The organism is Nesterenkonia haasae, from assembly GCF_010119385.1.
Classification (GTDB): Bacteria; Actinomycetota; Actinomycetes; order Actinomycetales; family Micrococcaceae; genus Nesterenkonia; species Nesterenkonia haasae.
Genome location: NZ_VFIE01000019.1, coordinates 317,098 through 333,127 on the forward strand (window position 1 = coordinate 317,098; position 16,030 = coordinate 333,127).

The 16,030-nt window shown below is 62.9% G+C and carries 19 protein-coding genes and 1 pseudogene; 6 read left to right on the plus strand and 14 right to left on the minus strand.

What is annotated here, in order from left to right; all coding sequences use genetic code 11:
* Nucleotides 1-746 precede the first annotated feature (746 nt).
* From FH975_RS08115 to FH975_RS16565, 6 genes are all read right to left on the minus strand, one after another.
* Entirely contained in the window at nt 747-1,052 is a 306-nt protein-coding gene (locus FH975_RS08115) for a hypothetical protein (RefSeq protein WP_162320894.1), read from the minus strand.
* Between the two features lie 249 nt (nt 1,053-1,301).
* Nucleotides 1,302-1,910 (minus strand): TetR/AcrR family transcriptional regulator, encoded by a 609-nt coding sequence (locus FH975_RS08120; protein ID WP_162320895.1) that lies wholly within the window; start codon nt 1,908-1,910, stop codon nt 1,302-1,304.
* The gene (locus FH975_RS16930) at nt 1,907-2,281 is read right to left on the minus strand and encodes an ABC transporter permease (RefSeq protein ID WP_328821827.1); all 375 of its coding nucleotides are present in this window, start codon (nt 2,279-2,281) and stop codon (nt 1,907-1,909) included. Before FH975_RS16930 ends, FH975_RS08120 begins: the two co-directional genes overlap by 4 nt.
* The gene (locus FH975_RS16935; protein ID WP_328821829.1) at nt 2,274-2,597 is read right to left on the minus strand and encodes a hypothetical protein; all 324 of its coding nucleotides are present in this window, start codon (nt 2,595-2,597) and stop codon (nt 2,274-2,276) included. Before FH975_RS16935 ends, FH975_RS16930 begins: the two co-directional genes overlap by 8 nt.
* Entirely contained in the window at nt 2,594-2,743 is a 150-nt protein-coding gene (locus tag FH975_RS16560; protein ID WP_235928563.1) for a hypothetical protein, read from the minus strand. Before FH975_RS16560 ends, FH975_RS16935 begins: the two co-directional genes overlap by 4 nt.
* 128 nt (nt 2,744-2,871) lie before the next feature.
* Complete coding sequence (locus FH975_RS16565) at nt 2,872-3,312, minus strand: ATP-binding cassette domain-containing protein (RefSeq protein WP_235928564.1); 441 nt, start codon at nt 3,310-3,312, stop codon at nt 2,872-2,874.
* A 361-nt stretch (nt 3,313-3,673) separates the two neighbouring features.
* Between FH975_RS16565 and FH975_RS08135 the strand changes: the two genes are divergently transcribed.
* From FH975_RS08135 to FH975_RS16780, 3 genes and pseudogenes are all read left to right on the plus strand, one after another.
* The gene (locus FH975_RS08135; protein ID WP_162320896.1) at nt 3,674-3,865 is read left to right on the plus strand and encodes a DUF4244 domain-containing protein; all 192 of its coding nucleotides are present in this window, start codon (nt 3,674-3,676) and stop codon (nt 3,863-3,865) included.
* A 15-nt stretch (nt 3,866-3,880) separates the two neighbouring features.
* Nucleotides 3,881-4,270 (plus strand): TadE family type IV pilus minor pilin, encoded by a 390-nt coding sequence (locus FH975_RS08140; RefSeq protein ID WP_162320897.1) that lies wholly within the window; start codon nt 3,881-3,883, stop codon nt 4,268-4,270.
* A pseudogene (locus tag FH975_RS16780) lies at nt 4,267-4,635 on the plus strand (Rv3654c family TadE-like protein); the annotation flags it as partial. The gene FH975_RS08140 and the pseudogene FH975_RS16780, both read left to right, overlap by 4 nt.
* A gap of 44 nt (nt 4,636-4,679) precedes the next feature.
* Here the strand turns inward: FH975_RS16780 and FH975_RS16785 are convergent.
* From FH975_RS16785 to FH975_RS08175, 6 genes are all read right to left on the minus strand, one after another.
* Complete coding sequence (locus FH975_RS16785; protein ID WP_162320898.1) at nt 4,680-5,261, minus strand: type II secretion system F family protein; 582 nt, start codon at nt 5,259-5,261, stop codon at nt 4,680-4,682.
* Nucleotides 5,254-5,991 carry a type II secretion system F family protein gene (locus FH975_RS08155; protein WP_162320899.1) on the minus strand — a complete coding sequence of 246 codons (738 nt, stop codon included), beginning with the start codon at nt 5,989-5,991 and terminating at the stop codon, nt 5,254-5,256. The genes FH975_RS16785 and FH975_RS08155 overlap by 8 nt, the downstream gene beginning before the upstream one ends.
* Nucleotides 5,988-7,109 (minus strand): TadA family conjugal transfer-associated ATPase, encoded by a 1,122-nt coding sequence (locus FH975_RS08160; RefSeq protein ID WP_162320900.1) that lies wholly within the window; start codon nt 7,107-7,109, stop codon nt 5,988-5,990. Before FH975_RS08160 ends, FH975_RS08155 begins: the two co-directional genes overlap by 4 nt.
* Complete coding sequence (locus tag FH975_RS08165; RefSeq protein ID WP_162320901.1) at nt 7,102-8,205, minus strand: hypothetical protein; 1,104 nt, start codon at nt 8,203-8,205, stop codon at nt 7,102-7,104. The genes FH975_RS08160 and FH975_RS08165 overlap by 8 nt, the downstream gene beginning before the upstream one ends.
* A gap of 135 nt (nt 8,206-8,340) precedes the next feature.
* Nucleotides 8,341-9,933, minus strand: coding sequence for an ABC transporter permease (locus FH975_RS08170; protein WP_162320902.1), 1,593 nt, complete (start codon nt 9,931-9,933; stop codon nt 8,341-8,343).
* Entirely contained in the window at nt 9,930-10,883 is a 954-nt protein-coding gene (locus FH975_RS08175) for an ABC transporter ATP-binding protein (RefSeq protein WP_162320903.1), read from the minus strand. The genes FH975_RS08170 and FH975_RS08175 overlap by 4 nt, the downstream gene beginning before the upstream one ends.
* Before the next feature lie 53 nt (nt 10,884-10,936).
* Between FH975_RS08175 and FH975_RS08180 the strand changes: the two genes are divergently transcribed.
* On the plus strand, nt 10,937-11,575 hold the full coding sequence (locus FH975_RS08180; RefSeq protein WP_162320904.1) for a TetR/AcrR family transcriptional regulator: 639 nt from the start codon (nt 10,937-10,939) through the stop codon (nt 11,573-11,575).
* A 10-nt stretch (nt 11,576-11,585) separates the two neighbouring features.
* Here the strand turns inward: FH975_RS08180 and FH975_RS08185 are convergent, their stop codons facing one another.
* Nucleotides 11,586-12,443, minus strand: a complete 858-nt coding sequence (locus tag FH975_RS08185) for an NUDIX hydrolase (protein ID WP_162320905.1) — start codon at nt 12,441-12,443, stop codon at nt 11,586-11,588.
* Nucleotides 12,436-13,215 (minus strand): endonuclease III, encoded by a 780-nt coding sequence (nth, locus tag FH975_RS08190; RefSeq protein WP_407938622.1) that lies wholly within the window; start codon nt 13,213-13,215, stop codon nt 12,436-12,438. Before nth ends, FH975_RS08185 begins: the two co-directional genes overlap by 8 nt.
* Nucleotides 13,216-13,405: 190 nt before the next feature.
* Here nth and acs point away from each other — a divergent pair, with 190 nt between their 5' ends.
* Nucleotides 13,406-15,394: an acetate--CoA ligase gene (acs, locus tag FH975_RS08195; protein ID WP_162320907.1), complete on the plus strand. Its 1,989-nt coding sequence runs from the start codon at nt 13,406-13,408 to the stop codon at nt 15,392-15,394.
* A gap of 131 nt (nt 15,395-15,525) precedes the next feature.
* Nucleotides 15,526-15,966, plus strand: a complete 441-nt coding sequence (aroQ, locus tag FH975_RS08200) for a type II 3-dehydroquinate dehydratase (RefSeq protein ID WP_162320908.1) — start codon at nt 15,526-15,528, stop codon at nt 15,964-15,966.
* The last annotated feature ends 64 nt before the right edge of the window (nt 15,967-16,030 follow it).

Here is a 16,030-nt window from a genome sequence, read left to right on the forward strand (position 1 = left end):
CGTCGGGGTCACTGGGCAGCTGGCCTTAGTAAGGAGCAGGCAAGTTTCCGAGGGTTGATATCGCGACAACCGCAGCTGCCCCATCAGAACGACGGGTAGGCAGAGCTCGGCCAGCTGAGCGCGCCAGACGAAGACCGTTAGCAGTGCGATGCCGGCGCCGAGCGTTAGTAGCATCCCGGTCATGCGATTTTTTGGGGTCCGATGAGATCCCGAGGGCGAGCATCGCAGTCGCAGGTGGTAGTGACAGGACGCCGGGCTTATCGAGTCGTGGGTTGGGGACGGAAGGCAGCTGCGGAACGTTGCGCAGGGCCAGGGTGAGAACCCCGAGCGGGACCAGCACAACCGCCGCGCGCTATATCTCCTAATCACCCAATCCGTCGCGGGTATCGCCGTCGCCAGAGCAAGCTTGTTCGCAGTCACTAGCCACTGGATAACTGACAGTGAGGCGTCAGTGTCATGCAAGAACCGGGAAATCGCGATATGCATGATCTTCATGTCCATCCCGATCATGAGCTTGCCAGCGATCATTGTGAGTGCAATCGTCAGGGAGCTGCGTGGTAAACGAGGCACAGGTGCTCTCTCCAGAAGTGAGGAAGGGGCATGCAATGGCCACATTTTGGAGTCTCCTCGGGGCGGTGGGGTCTGCGCCGCGTATGGCAAAATCCCCTCGCCTTCCGCCCAATTGGTGTGTTTGACTCCCTGATTCTGCCTGAGATGGGGGGCCTTGCCACAAGACCCCCCATACGCTATAAATTAAGAGTGGCCAAGAGTATGCCTTTGACAATTGAAATTTTGCTCTCTTCTTGCTCTTGACGTAGGTCCCTGAAGTAAGTCTTTCCCGCAAGCTCGACTCCATGTAGACCGGCATGGGCACGACCATTCGGCCGCGAGAAATTCAGGCCCGCCCCCAACGTCGGTGGTGTGGGAGTCCCGACGATCAGGAGTGCTGGTTCTTTAACCGCTTCTGTGCCGATACTCATCGCAGTCTGCCGCGCCGAGGTGGTGAGGCAGTGCTCGAAGATCGGCTGGCGCTGGCCGGCGTGCGTCACCATCCCAGCGATACTGTCAGGTACCAGAGTGGATCTAGGTGGCTGCCCGTATGAAGTCCTGCTTGTGACTGGCAAACACGCATCGGCTGCACACCCTCTTGGCCATTCCATTGGCGGATCAGCTCAAGGATGAGTGGCACTGCTGTCAGTCGCCTACATTGCCACTCGCATCAGCGACGAGGACTCATGCATTATGCGCGTCACTTATGCCTGCGTCAGCCCTGTCCGGGAGAGAGCCATCTAAAAGCCAGCTCACGAACTTTCTAGTGGGGTCATGATGGTCTGAAGCGCGGGCGCATAGGCGGCGACGACGTGGTCGACATCGGCACTGGCGAGGGGTTCGAGCTGCGCCACATAGCGCATAACAGCGAGTCCGACGATCTGGCTCCCCACCAAGGTGGCTCGCAGCGGCGCGCCCTCGCCCTTCAGCCGGTCGGCGAACCGCACGATAATAACGTCCTTCAAGAGATCAAACAACGGCGAGTCGTCCAGTCCGCCGCCCATCGCACTACGGACAACCGTGCTGAAGACCTCTCGTTGCGGATCCCACGATTCACAGAAGGTTCGGATCAGCCGTGCGGCAAGACCCTCCAAGGAACCGTCAAGTACTTCATCGATTCTCCTGAGGGGGTCGAAGGGCAATTTCATGGTCGCGATCAACAACCCGGCTTTGTCGCCGAAGTGGTGGTTGATGAGGCTCGCATCCACTCCAGCCTCGGCAGCGATTGAACGAACCGACGCCCCCCGGAACCCCCGCTCAGCGAACTGACGGCGAGCTGCGTCTACGATCGCTTGCCGGGTCTGTCCTGAATTGGCTCCAGGTGGTCGCCCGGGTCCACGTTCTCGATGTGCACCGCTCACGGTGTACGGCGCCTCAAAGTAAGAGCCGCAAGGCCAACAGAAGCGAGAGTGAAGGCAAGCACGATTGTCAGATCGAGGGTGAAGTCGCCGTTCCAACCGCTGACGTGGGTGACACGAGTGAACGCATCAGCCGTATAGCTCAGCGGCAGCACATCGGAAATCCACGTCAACACCTGAGCCATGCTGTCACGAGGCGTCAGCAATCCGCACAAAAGCATCTGGGGAATCACCACCAAAGGCATGAATTGGACAGCCTGGAACTCAGTACGCGCGAACGCCGAGGCCAGCAGGCCCAGACCCGTGCCGAGGAGGGCGTTTGCGACGGCAAACACCCCGAGTATCCAAGGGGTGTGGACATCCAAGTCAAGCATCAAAATCGCGACCGTCGACGTCACCGTGGCCTGGACGAGGCCAGCCGCGCCGCAGCCGTGTGGTCAGAAGCCGTTCCAACGTCCCCGAGGTTCGCTCCCGCACCATCGTGACTGAGGTCAGCAAGAACATCAAGATGAAGGGAAACAGGCCAAGCATCTGCGGGCCGACCCGGGAGAAGACCTGCGGATCACCGTCGAAGACGTATCGGAACAACCACAATAACAGCGAGGGCAATAAGAGAATGAGTGCCAGGCTCTGCCGGTCATGGAGGAGCTGGGCCGCTACACGGTGCGCAGTGGCAAGGGTTCGGGTCATGCTGCGCTCCTTTCGGCTATGACCAAAAAAGCCTGTTCGAGATCGTCATGTCCGGTCTGCTTGCGGAGCTCTTCGGGTGTTGCGTCGGCGATCAGTTGACCTTCACGCATGAGCAGCACCCGCGCGCAGCGGGCGGCCTCATCCATGACGTGACTGGAAATTAAGAGAGTCTTCCCCGCTCTCGCAAGACCGGCGAACATCTCCCAGAGATCCCGGCGGAGCACCGGGTCGAGGCCTACCGTGGGCTCGTCGGGCAGATACAGGTCCGCCTCGGTCAGCAGAGCTGCCGCGAGAGAGACGCGGGTGCGCTGACCCCAGATAGGTATCCGGTCATATCGCCTTTCTGGTCCGTCAGGCCGACTTCGTCAAGCACCCGGGACACCGCGGAGGACGACGCCCCACCTAAGCGTGCGAAGTAGCGCAAATTCTGCGCGACCGTCAAATCCGAGTAAACCGAACTGACCTGGGTCACATACGCGACGCGATCGCGATTAGATGTGCTGCCCGCCTGCTGATCGAACACCGTCACGGAACCAGAGTTGATGATCTGGATTCCTGCGATTGCGCGGATCAGCGTTGTCTTACCGCAACCGCTGGGACCAAGAAGGCCGGTGATCGACCCAACCGGCACCGTGAGGTTCATTCCCGGTATTACCGTACGCCTCCCTCTAACGACGTGGAGGTCGGTGACCTTGATGACATCTTTATTCAACATTTGTTTAATATACAGTGGCGAGGCGTCCTTCTCAACTCCGAAAATACGGCGCCTTGTGCGAATGTATGGGCAAATGGCGACATTCGGGAGTTGGTTTGAGAAACAGAGAACAGGGTCATCCGGCGCGGTCTCAATTCGTTCGCTCGCGACCGCGGGTCCGTGACACTCCAGCTCTATGGCGGTGATGCTGACCGCGTGAGAGAGCATCACCACGCTTTTCCCCACGGCTCGTGTCGCTGGGCCGACACTCCGAAGGTTCCACAGATGCACCGTTCGAGCCTGTATCCGGACAGCTCTTCGAACACCGTGGAGGCAGCCGCTTCTGATCGGTATGCGGCAATGTCTAGGAAAGGAGAACACCATGAGCACCGGGCACACGCCGCGCTCCTTAGCCACACTTCATCAGGAGGAGGACGGGCTGGCGACAGCCGAATACGGCATCGTCATGTTGGCCGCAGTTGCCTTCGCTGGTCTGCTTACCGCCATCCTCACCTCGGAAACTGTCCGTGGTTGGCTAGAGGCGCTGGTGCAACAGGCGCTTACTGCCGGGTGAGACTGGTCGCCGGCGATGACACCACAAAACAATCGATCCGCTCCGCAGTCGGAGCGAGGCTCAGTCACCGCTGAATTTGCTCTGGTGATTCCTGGAGTGGTGATCGTGCTGCTGTTGGTGGTCTCGTTGGCGATGCAGGGTGCGGCGCGGATTGCTCTAGAGGATGGAGCTCGTGCCGCAGCCCGGGAGTTGGCCCGCGGAGAGCCCGCTGCCGTTGCTGAGAAGGTAGCCCGGGACACCGCCGGTGATGAGGTGACGGTCTCCGTCACTTCCGTCGGCACGTACACCCATGTGGTGCTCACGCAACCGGTGCGGGTGCTGGGGATGATTGAGCTCAATTCCGAACAGGAGGCTGAAGCCTACGCCCGCACTGAACACCTCACAGACTTAGGCGGGGTGCCGTGAGCTTCGCGGCGGCCCGGGAGGAGCGTGGTTCGGGCACAGTGCTCGCGCTGGGGATCATTACCGTGCTCATGATTCTGCTCGCCCTCATCTCCCTCCTCGGAGCAGCTGCAGTAGCCAAGACCCAGGCGGTACGCGCCGCTGATCTGGCGGCTTTGGCTGCTGCGGACACAGCGCGGGGCCTCAGCTCCGGCGATCCCTGTACAGTCGCTGAGCGGGTGGTCGCCCGGAACGGGGCAGTGCTGGCGGAATGTGTGGTGGGCGGAGAGTTTCCTACCGAGGTGACCGTGTCAGTGACCCGCGGCTTTGACCCACCTGTGCTCTCTGCCGTGCTTCCCCTGCGGAACTTGCCGGCGACCGGCGCATCGCGGGCTGGGCCGCCGGAAGGCTTGCCCTCGTCAGAGGCTCCGGATCAGAAGCCCAGTGCTTCAGGGAGCATACTCACGACCACCGGAACCACTCCCACCAGGATGAACGCAGGAAGGAAACAGGCGCCGAGGGGAAGCATCATCTTCACCCCAAGTTTTTCAGCGGCGGCCTCTGCTGCATGCCGGAGCTCGGCGCGTGCTCTGCCTGCAGCTGCCTGAAACATCCGAGCACTGGGCGCGCCTGTGGAGTAGGCGAAGCTCATGTGATCGCAGAAGGCCCGCAGTTGGGGATACTCAGCAACCAGCTCAGCCGCATGCTCCCAAGTGGCCCCTGCGGCGAGCGCCCGATGTACTCCAGCCAGTGGTTCGGCTCCTGGAACTGTGGCGGCCAACCGGGCCAGCGCCGCCTCGATCCCCACCCCAGCAGTGAGCAGCGCCGCGGTGAGATCAAGAAGAAGAGCAGCATCGGCGCTCTCATCAACCCCGGCAGCACGACGACGCCGCGCACCGACTTTGCGCCGCAGCAGCGATGTGAACGTCGCAGCCCCCCGGGCCTTCGGTGGCAGCAGAACCAACGCCGCAGTTCCTGCTGCGAATGCCGAAAGGACCGTCAAGAGATCAGCCACGTTGTGTCACCCCGCTGATCATCCGACGGCTCCAGAGCCGGCCAGTGACTAGAAAGGCAAGGCCGGCGGACAGGCAGGCTATTCCTATGCTGCTGCCCAGAATTGTGGTCAGCGGTTCCGCTCCCATGAGCTGGCCCAGGGCCAACCCGCCCAGGGGTAGCAGGCTCAGAATCATCTGGGTGAGTTTCGGGCCGGCAGTTGCAGTGTTCACAGCTGCGGCGAGTTCAGCAGATTCATCTACGGAGTCGGCCAGCTGCTCGACCAGCGATGACAGTGGGGCACCGGTCTGTTCGGAAAGAGCGGTCACAGCTACCAGCCGGTTAAGCAGCCGGGTCAGTTCTGGGTCTGCTTCTGAGTTCATAGCCACATAGCGGCGGATCCCTTCAGCCGTGCCGGAACCGGAAGCTTCCGAAGCAGCGATATGCGTACTGACGTGGACCAGTGGGTGATCGGGGTCTCGACTCCGCCACGTCCGGCGGAGATCTGCCCAGGCTTGCCCTTCACCCCGGCCGGAGACTAGCAATGCGGAGAACTGCCGCAGCAGTTCTGCCACATCCTTGCGCATCTGACCCGGTTTCCGTCTCACCCGGTGGGTTAGTTGTTGGGAGAGATTCCGAAGCCCGGGGGCCGCCCAGAAGGAGACGGGGCGAGTTCTGGTGCGGGAAGGAGCTGCCACGAGTGCCGCGGCTGCTGCACAACCTGCAGCTGTGATGATCAGTAACAGGTTCATGCGATCAACTCTCCCCATGCGGGACCGCGCTCTACCCGATCCCCGCGGGTGAAGAGCGCCGGCACCATAGTGAGCCTGCCGTCGTCGTACCGCAGAGCTGACAGGGCCACCGGCATCCGGCGATTGGACCGACGCTCTACGTGGACCACCGCGTTCAGGGCAGCTGCAGCTTGGATCGCAACGGTCTCCGGGGTGAGTCCCGCGAGCGCACCCATAGCAATCAATCGCGCCGGCACTGCATGCGGAGAATTGGCGTGAACCGTCCCACCCGCGCCGGCGTGGCCAGTATTCATAGCGGTGAGGAAATCCCGCAGCTCCGCCCCGCGGCACTCTCCCACAATCAGACGGTCCGGGCGCATCCGTAGGGTCTCGCGGACCAGTTGTCCCATATCCACCCGACCGGCACCCTCCACATTGCCCTCCCTGCTCTGCAGGTGCAGAACATGGGGATGCTCCGGCGTCAGCTCCGTAGTGTCCTCGACCACCAGAATGCGTTCGCTGTGGGAGACCTCGCTGAGCATTGCGGACAACAGGGATGTTTTTCCGGACCCGGTCGCACCAGAGACCAGGTAGTTGAGGCGCTGGGTCACCAGGGATCGCAGCGCCGCCAACCATTGGTGTGCGCCCGGCCAGTGGTTGGCCAACTCCTCCAAGCCTGCGGTGGAGCTTCGAGCGACTCTGACCGAAATAACTGTGCCTTCAACAGCGATCGGCGGAATCACCGCGTGGATCCGACATTTTCCTAATGTGCCGTCGGCGCACGGGTGACCCTCATCGAGCCGGCCACCGGCGATCGACACCAGTCGCCGCGCCAAGGCCCGAACCTGTTCCTCCGAGTCGATGCGCACTCCGGTGTTGGTCAGTCCGTGTTCCCCATCTGTCCAAATACAACCCTGAGCATCGAGGACCACATCCGTCACACCAGGCGTCTCCACGAACTGCTGCAGTGGGCCTAAGCCCACCAGTTCGTCCCGCAGCTTCTTGACCAGCTGGGCTGTGGTCCCCGTCCCCAGTGCCAGGCCCTCCGCGCGAACCGCCTCAGCAATCCGTTCTGCGGTCACTGGTTCGGCAGCAGAGGTCAACCGCTCACGAACGGCCTCAAGCTGTTCTTCACGCATTGACCAACCCCACCCTGTGGAGCACCCGGCTGAGCAGGTCAGCACCGCGGCGGCTGCGCAACAGATCATAGGCATCATGGATCTCGTCACCACGCGCGAGCCACTTCTGTACCGGCAGATCCGCGATCACCGGCGCATCGAGCTCAGCACGCACATCAGCTGCACTCCATCCAGGCGCAGCTGAACCATTGACCGCGACCCACGGTCGGGTCTGCGGCACAGCACTGATGAGATCGCGGGCTGCATCCACCGCTCGACGTGATGGCCGCACGATGATCAACAGCTCGTCGACCTGCTCCCCAAGGCTGACCAGCGCCTCAGTCTGCTGGCCGCTGTCAATGACCACGACGTCGTATGCGCGCCGACCGGCGACCACAGCCGCACGCAGTCGGGAATCCGCGCGCGGACCAGCGGCCGACCCCGTCAGGAGACCGATTCCTTCCCACAGCGGGACGGCTTCGCGCAGTTGGTTCGCCGACAGGTCGCCTTCCACAGAGGTCAACTCCTGCCAGTTAAGGCCACCTCCGCTGAGCCTGCCCTCGCTCTGCGCGGTGCGGACCAGATCGGCGATTCCACTGCCCGGGCCACCGACAGAGTCCACCATCAATGAACTCACACCACGAGAAGCCAATTCGGCGGCGCAGAGATAAGCAAACGTGGTCGCGCCCACTCCTCCGACCGATCCTGCCACGGCGAGCACCCGGCCCTGGGACCGGTCGAGGACCTTGGTTGAGAGGTGCTCGGTGAGCCATTTCTCTCCCGCCGGCAGGGGGACTGGCCGCAGACCAGGGGCTTCCGCGGCCGCTTGCCAGACTGACTCTGCATCATGTCCCACCAGGAGACACCGCTCAGCCAACACCGCGGTGCGTGGAACTGTCTGCGTTGAGCAGAGGACGGCCACGGCCGCTTCAGCGATTGCGCTCTCCACGTGAGCCCACCGGTGGCGGATCTCTAGCCGGGCTCCCACGACTGCGGCAATCAGTGCAATGTCATCGCGCAGACGTTGGTCGGCAGCCACAAGGAGCAGCACCGGTTCTTCGGACGTTTCGCGGTGTGGGGACCCTGGACGTGGGGTGGCTCGTCCATTCCGTGTCATAGCACTCAGCGTGCTGGTGCAAGGGCACCCGGCAGGCAGTCAGCGGCGCTGCTGTGGAATCTCCCGCGTGTGGGCGTCTGACCCTTCACCCTGTGGAGAACTCTGAATGCGTTGAACCCCCGCGTGGGCTCACCTTCAGCCGGTCTCGAGGTCCCGCCGGGACATCAGCCCGACGGACAGAAGCAGCAGGAACCCTCCGCCTGCCGCCAAAACGGCAAGAGCCCAGCCATTGATGTCCTCCTGAGGCAGCTGCCCCACCAGATGAAGCGGAGAGATATCACGCGCCCACCCGGGAAGCTGCAGCGTCTCCGCCAGGAAGCCGACCGTGGCGATCCAACCCACCAAGGCCCATCCAAGAACTGTCCATCGTTGGCCCATTGAGCGCAGCAGAGCAGCCACCGCGGCCACGAACACTACCGGCACCGCGTACCCGAAACCCACCTTCATCGCTGTGGCCAAAGCCGCAGGCTCAGCCATCACAGTCCAGGTCACCAACCCCAGGGCCACAGAACCCAGAACCAGGACCACCACCGCTGAGGCGCCGACCACACTCCACCATCCCAGCCAGAAGCGCTTTCGTGAGATGCGAGCAGCCAGCACAGTCCCGAGTCGACCGCTCGACTCTTCCGAGATCAGTCGACTCATACCCTGAACCGCCGTCGCTGTGGCAGCCAAGCAGATGACAACCACCGCCAGACTGGTCACCACATCGCTGCCATCGTCCACGCCCAGAGCCTCAAGCATGGTGGGGTTAGCATCGACCAACTCAGCCATCTCCTGGGTCAGGAGGCCGAACACGCCTCCCCACAGCATGGCAGTCACGGCCCACGCGAGGACCATAGCTCGGTTGAGCCGCCAACTCAGACCCATGGCAGTACTGAGGTATTCCCGCCCCCGTTCAGGTCCGGCAGAGGCAGCAAGGATGCCGGCACCAAGGTCGCGCCGAACAGCAATGACAGCGGCCCCGGACAGTAGCACCACGGTGCTCACCAGGAAGGCGAACAACGGCCATACCTGAGGTTCACTGAAGGGGCGGAACTCTGCGAACCAACCCAACGGGCTGGCCCACACCGCGTCCCACCCGGAACCGTCGATCAGCGCCCGGACCAGGAACGCTGCGGTGACGGCCGCCAGTCCGACCAAATAGCCCGTGCGGGCCGATTGGGCCACCTGGCCCAGCAGGAGACCCAGGCTGGCGAAACACAGCATGAGCGCGGCGGTGCCTGCTGCGTACCAGCCTGCCCCGGCTGGGGGCAGACCGACCCACACGGTCCCGGCGAACGTTAACACCCCTATGGCCGTCATCGTGACCAGAACTGTGAGCGACGCAGCGGCCAGCGGGGCCAACCGTCCCACACGTGTGGCCGTCATCAACTCAGTGCGCCCGGCCTCCTCTTCACGGCGAGTGTGCCGGATCGCCAAGTGCACAGCCAGGAGCGGAAACAGCAATTGACCAAGGAATCCCACCTCATAGGCGGTGATGCCCCCAATGGTGTCCAGACCGTAGCCTCGCCCATTGAACGCTTGGGAGGCAGGCGATTCACCCAGTGTGGCCTCATACTGTTGCCGCTCAGCCAAGCTCGCGTAGAGCGAATCAATCGATAGGGCGACGGCTGTAATCAGCCCGGCGACCAGCAGGGTCGTGCCGAGAATGCCCAGCCAGCCGGACCGCAGACTCAACCGCAATAAGCTCAACACGCCGGTCAATGACAATGAGGCACTCGTCATGACTCTCCGACCGCCGAATCGGCTCCTCCACGGCTGTGACCGCTGTCCTGGTAATGCTCCAGGAACAACTGCTCCAAGCTCGGCGGACGGACCACCAGGTCAGTCGGTGCGGCTGCGGTGACAGCTGCTACGGCCTCGGGCATCGCAGCGTGAGTGGCAACTAAGCGTAGGCGCACACCGTGTGGATGGTTCTCGAATCGCAGATCAGTGACCCCGTCGATGTCCTCCAGTCCCGGGGGTCGTCGCCCGGTCGTTGCCTCAACGGTCGTCAACGTGCCCGAACGCAGCTGTTCCAATGTTCCCGTGGAGACAGTCTTCCCGGACCGGATAATGGTGACCCGGTCGCATAGTGCTTCCACTTCAGCCAAAATATGGCTGCTGAGCAGCACTGTTCGACCTTCTCGGTTGAGTTCGGTGATCACCTTCTGGAAGACCGCTTCCATGAGTGGGTCCAACCCGGAAGTGGGCTCATCGAGGATAAACAGCTCGGCGTCGCAGGACAGCGCGGCGACCAGTGCCACTTTCTGCCTGTTCCCTTTGGAATACGTGCGGGCACGCTTGGTGGGATCCAGTTCGAACCGCTCCACCAGCTCATCGCGGCGCCGGGAGTCCATGCTCCCTTGGAATCCACCCAGTACGTCGATGCACTCACCACCAGAGAGTCCCGGCCACAGGGAGGTGTCCCCGGGGACATAGGCCAACCGACCGTGGATCTGGACAGAGTCCTTCCACGGGTGCATGCCGAAGACTTCGGCCTTCCCTGCGTTGAGGCGCAACTGCCCAAGCAGGGCCCGGATGGTGGTCGACTTCCCCGCCCCGTTGGGACCCAAAAACCCGTGCACTTCACCTTCAGCGACACTCAGGTCAAGGCCGTCGAGAGCGCGGAAGGCGCCGAAGGCCTTGACGAGACCCTGCGCCTGCACCAGATTTTCTGACAGTGACTCTCTCATGACAGTCACTTTACACGATAAGCTGACAGTGACTGTCAGTTAGGGAGATGTGAATGACGACGACGCCGCCAGGGGCCGCCTCAGTCAGCGCTGGGGACGTGCCCCCACCGCCTCCCCTGCCGTTGCGTGAACGCAAGCGGGCAGCGACTATGCGGCGCATCCAGAACACGGCGATGTCTCTGTTCGCACAGCATGGGTTTGACGCGGTCACCATTGAGCAGGTCAGCGACGCTGCTGAGGCCTCCCCCAGCACGGTGTACCGATACTTCGGCACTAAAGAGCGTCTGGTGCTCCACGATGAGTTCGACAATCAGGTCTTCGCCGGCTTGGCGCACTTCATCAAGCAGGGTCTTTCACCGTGGGATGCTGTGCATGCCGCACTTGAGCTCATCCAGGAAGATCACTTTGTGGAGGAAGCCGAAGGCACGCTGGCCCGGACTGAGCTCTTCTTTGCCAACCGTTCCATTCAGTCGGCGGCTTTTCTCCTAGTCGACGACACCGTCGAAGAGCTGGCCCGCATGCTTGCAGAGACCGGATCGTGGTCGCGGGCGCAGGCTCGGGTCATCGCCAGTTCCATCATTTGGCCCCTCATCAGCATCCTGAAGAACTGGTACCACGACTCCGAACGCCCCTTCAGCGACCACGTCAAAGAGGCGATGGCCACTCTTGATTCCATCCGGCCGAGACCCTAGAGCAGGAGCTCTAGCGGCTCCGTCGGAACTGCCGCGGGTCGATCTCCCGGTCCCGGTCCCACTCCCCGGCCCAGCCCAACCGAGTGAGCATCCGGTCCAGCAGTGTTCCCGTGAAACCCCATACGAAAGCTCCGGTGTGCTGGAATTCGTATGTGGCACCTGCGGCCTGCGCATGCGGCTGGGCGTTGACCGATGGGTACCCGCCGTCGCCGCTGAGCCCGTAAAGGAATGCCGGTGATGGCAATCGCGGACCTCGGTGGACCACCACAGCGGTGTACCGATGTGCCGGCTCCACCAGATCAGAGACGCGGGTTCTCAGCACGCGAGATACCTCTCCCGTCTGCGGGGCGAGCGGACCCGGGTCCTCCGCTACTGCGATCACGGGGGTGACGTTGAAGCCGCTGGCCAAGATGGGTGCCACCGGCAGTGTGCCAATCACTGTGGCTCGGGAGGGGTCTAGTCCCGTCTCCTCATGAGCTTCCCGCAGGGCAGTGCCGGGCAGATCTGCGTCCGATTCCTCTGCCCCACCGCCGGGGAACGCGATCTGTCCCGGATGCTTGGCCAACTCCGGACTGCGCTCCGTCAGCAGAACGTGAGGACCGTCCTCCGCCATCCAGAACAGCGCCAAGACCGCGGCCTCCCGGGAGGTCTCGGTGATGCTCATATGCCGGTGAACTTCCGTTGAGGGAACACCCCACCACCAAACACCCGACGACGCCTCCTCTGGGTTCCGTGCCACATACTCCCCACCGAGCCCCACCAACCCTGTGAGTGACTCGGTGAGTTCCGCATAAGTCTGCGGCAGTCTGCCAGCGCCCGTGGCGCCAGGGCCCGGGCGGGCGTCGTCGTGCGGGGATGTATTAGGCACTGAGTGGGTACCCTTCAGCCTGAAGCTGGCGGCGGGTGTACCCGGCCAGGAACTTCTGGTGCAGGTCTTCACGTCCGGGCGCCAGCTCATACTTCAGCAACTGCTGCGCGGCCTCGGCATCGGTCTCACCTGCGCCGTAGCTGGGGCACAAATGCGCTACCGGGCAGGCACCGCATGCCGGACGTCGGGCATGACATATCCGGCGGCCGTGATAAACCAGCCGTTGACTCAGGTCGGTCCAATCCTTGGGTTCGAACAGCTCCGCGACCGCGTGTTCGACCTTTACCGGGTCGGTGTGCTCCGTCATGCCCAACCGCCGGGCCAGGCGCCCGAAATGGGTGTCCACGGTCAATCCTGGCCGGCCGAACGCACTGCCCAGCACCACGAAAGCGGTCTTGCGGCCCACCCCGGGAAGCTTGACCAACGCATCCAGATCGGCTGGGACTTCCCCGCCGTGCTGTTCCACCAGGGCGTTCGACAGCCCGAGCAGCGAGCGGGTCTTGGCCTGGTAAAAGCCGGTGGGACGGATCAGCTCGGCAAGTTCAGCCTCCTCCGCTGCTGCCATAGCGGCGGCGTCAGGGTAGCGAGTGAAGAGCTCCGGGGTGATGGAGTTGACTCGGACATCGGTGGTCTGAGCAGACAGCACCGTGGCCACCAGCAGCTCGAACGGGTTCGTGAAGTCCAGTTCTGCCACTGCATAGGGGTAGGTCTCGCCCAGTATCCGGTTGACCTTGCGTACCCGGCGCTTTTTCCCGATCAGAGTCTTATCCATTGCACCCATCCTAAGCGGCGCTCCACGCCCTCACGCACGCGGGTGCACCGTCACTGGTTCCCACTCATCGGCCCAAATCAACCGTTCATCTGTGATGCTGGCCACTCTGCCATGACATCCTCGCCTGATTGCGTGGTCCCGCGCTATTGTGAGCCTAGACACAGCCGTAAAGCTCAAGGAGGTACATTCCATGACCACCACACCTGATGCTGAAGCTCAGACCTTCCCACCAAGCGATGCGTTCGCGCACGACGCCGTAGCCACGGCTGAGAAATATGCCGCCGCTAAGGCCGACCGACTCGGTTACTGGGCGGACCAGGCACGGGCCACCCTGAGCTGGGACACCGACTTCACCGAGACCCTTGACTGGTCAGAGGCGCCCTTCGCCAAGTGGTTCGTCGGTGGTGAGCTCAATGCTGCCTACAACTGTGTGGACCGGCATGTTGAGGCCGGAAACGGCAGCCGGGTAGCGCTCTACTTTGAAGGCGAACCGGGAGACACCCGGGAGATCACCTATGCGGAGCTGAAGGATGAGGTATCGCGGGCCGCCAACGCCTTCGAATCCCTCGGCGTCGCCAAGGGTGACCGGGTCGCGATTTACATGCCGATGATCCCCGAGACGGTGGTCACCATGCTGGCCTGCGCCCGGATCGGTGCCATCCACTCCGTGGTCTTCGGCGGCTTCAGTGCAGACGCCCTGCGCTCCCGCGTTGACGACGCCGAGGCCAAACTCGTGGTGACCGCCGACGGCTCCTACCGCCGCGGCAAGCCGTCACCATTGAAGCCCAACGTCGATTCTGCCCTGGCCAGGCCGGGGCACACAGTGGAGAACGTCGTCGTCGTCCAGCGCAATGGCGAAAACGTGGACATCGAATCAGAGCGCGACATCTGGTGGCATGACCTGGTGCCTCAGCAGTCCGCTGACCACACCTATGTTCCGCACGATGCCGAACACCCACTGTTCATCCTCTACACCTCCGGAACCACAGGGAAGCCCAAGGGCATCCTGCACACCACCGGGGGGTATCTGACGCAGACCGCCGTCACGCACCGGGACAGTTTTGACCTGAAGCCCGAGCAGGACGTCTACTGGTGCTCCGCCGACGTCGGGTGGGTCACCGGTCACAGCTACATCGTCTACGGGCCGATGGCCAATGGCACCACACAGGTGATCTACGAAGGCACTCCGGACACCCCGCATAAGGGCCGGTTGTGGGAGATCGTGCAGAAGTACGGGGTCACCCAGTTCTACACCGCACCCACCATGATCCGCACCTGCATGAAATGGGGCCGGGAGATCCCCGATGAGTTCGACCTCAGCTCAGTGCGCGTGCTCGGCACTGTGGGCGAGGCCATCAACCCTGAAGCATGGATGTGGTTCCGCGAGGTGATCGGCGCCAACAACGGACCGGGCAAACCGCCTAAGGAGCACCCGGCACCCATCGTGGACACCTGGTGGCAGACCGAGACTGGCGCACATATGATCGCGCCGCTGCCCGGAGTGACGCACACCAAACCAGGTTCCGCGCAGACCCCAGTGCCCGGGGTAGAAGTCGGCGTCGTGAACGAAGAGGGCAAGCCCCTCGGCAACGGCGAGGCAGGCCTGCTGGTCATCAACGAACCATGGCCGGCGATGCTGCGCGGTATCTACAAGAACCCCGACCGGTACAAGGAGACCTACTGGTCCCGCTTCGGAGATTTGTACTTCGCGGGCGACGGCGCCCGGTACGACGACGACGGCGATATCTGGCTCATGGGCCGGGTTGACGATGTCATGAACGTCTCCGGACACCGCCTGTCCACCACGGAGATCGAATCCGCACTGGTCGCGCACGAGGCCGTGGCCGAGGCTGCCGTGGTCGGCGCGAAGGATGCCACCACCGGTGAGGCCGTCGTCGCCTTCGTCATGCTCACCGGCTCGGCCGCGGAAGCGACATCCGATACGGAAGCCCTGGAGCAGCAACTGCGTCAGCACGTGGGCCACGAGATCGGCCCTATCGCCAAACCACGCAACGTTCTGGTGGTGCCGGAGCTGCCGAAGACCCGTTCGGGCAAGATCATGCGGCGGTTGCTGAAGAACGTTGCCAATGGTGATGAGGTAGGTGACGCCTCCACCCTGGCTGATCCTTCCGTTATGGAGAAGATCGCCGACGATATGCGCGCCAAGCACGCCAGCTGAGGCCCGCCGAGCACTGTGGGGCGCACGGAGGATTGAACCCTCGGTGCGCCCCACAGTCGTCGAGTAGTCTGTCCACAGGCGTGCCGGGATCCCGGCGAAGCCGCATATGAATTGGGAAGCGAGCAAAATTGATGAGTGGTCGACTGCTGATTGTGCACGGACCGAACCTGAATCTTCTGGGTACCCGCGAGCCGGATATTTACGGCACAGAGACTCTAGAAGACGCCAATGCGGTGTGCCGTGCGGCCGCCGACGCGGGAGGTTTTGCCGTCGACATCGTGCAGTCCAACCACGAGGGCGCGCTGGTGGACGCCATTCAGGCCGCCCAGGGCACGGCTGTCGGCATTGTCATCAATCCCGCTGCTTATACCCACACCTCGGTGGCGATCGCCGATGCGCTGGCCGCTGTGGGCCTGCCGGTGGTGGAGGTGCACCTGTCGAATGTGCACGCCCGCGAACCGTTCCGCAGCCACTCCTACGTCTCTCCGCACGCTTCAGCGGTGATCGCAGGCGCAGGAATTGAGGGGTATCGCTTCGCCGTGGAACACCTGGCTGCAGTGCTGAGCGACTAGCGGATCGTGCTGGCAGCTGTCGTCGTCTGAGCGCTCGTCGATGCTCCTAATCAAATTACCCAGC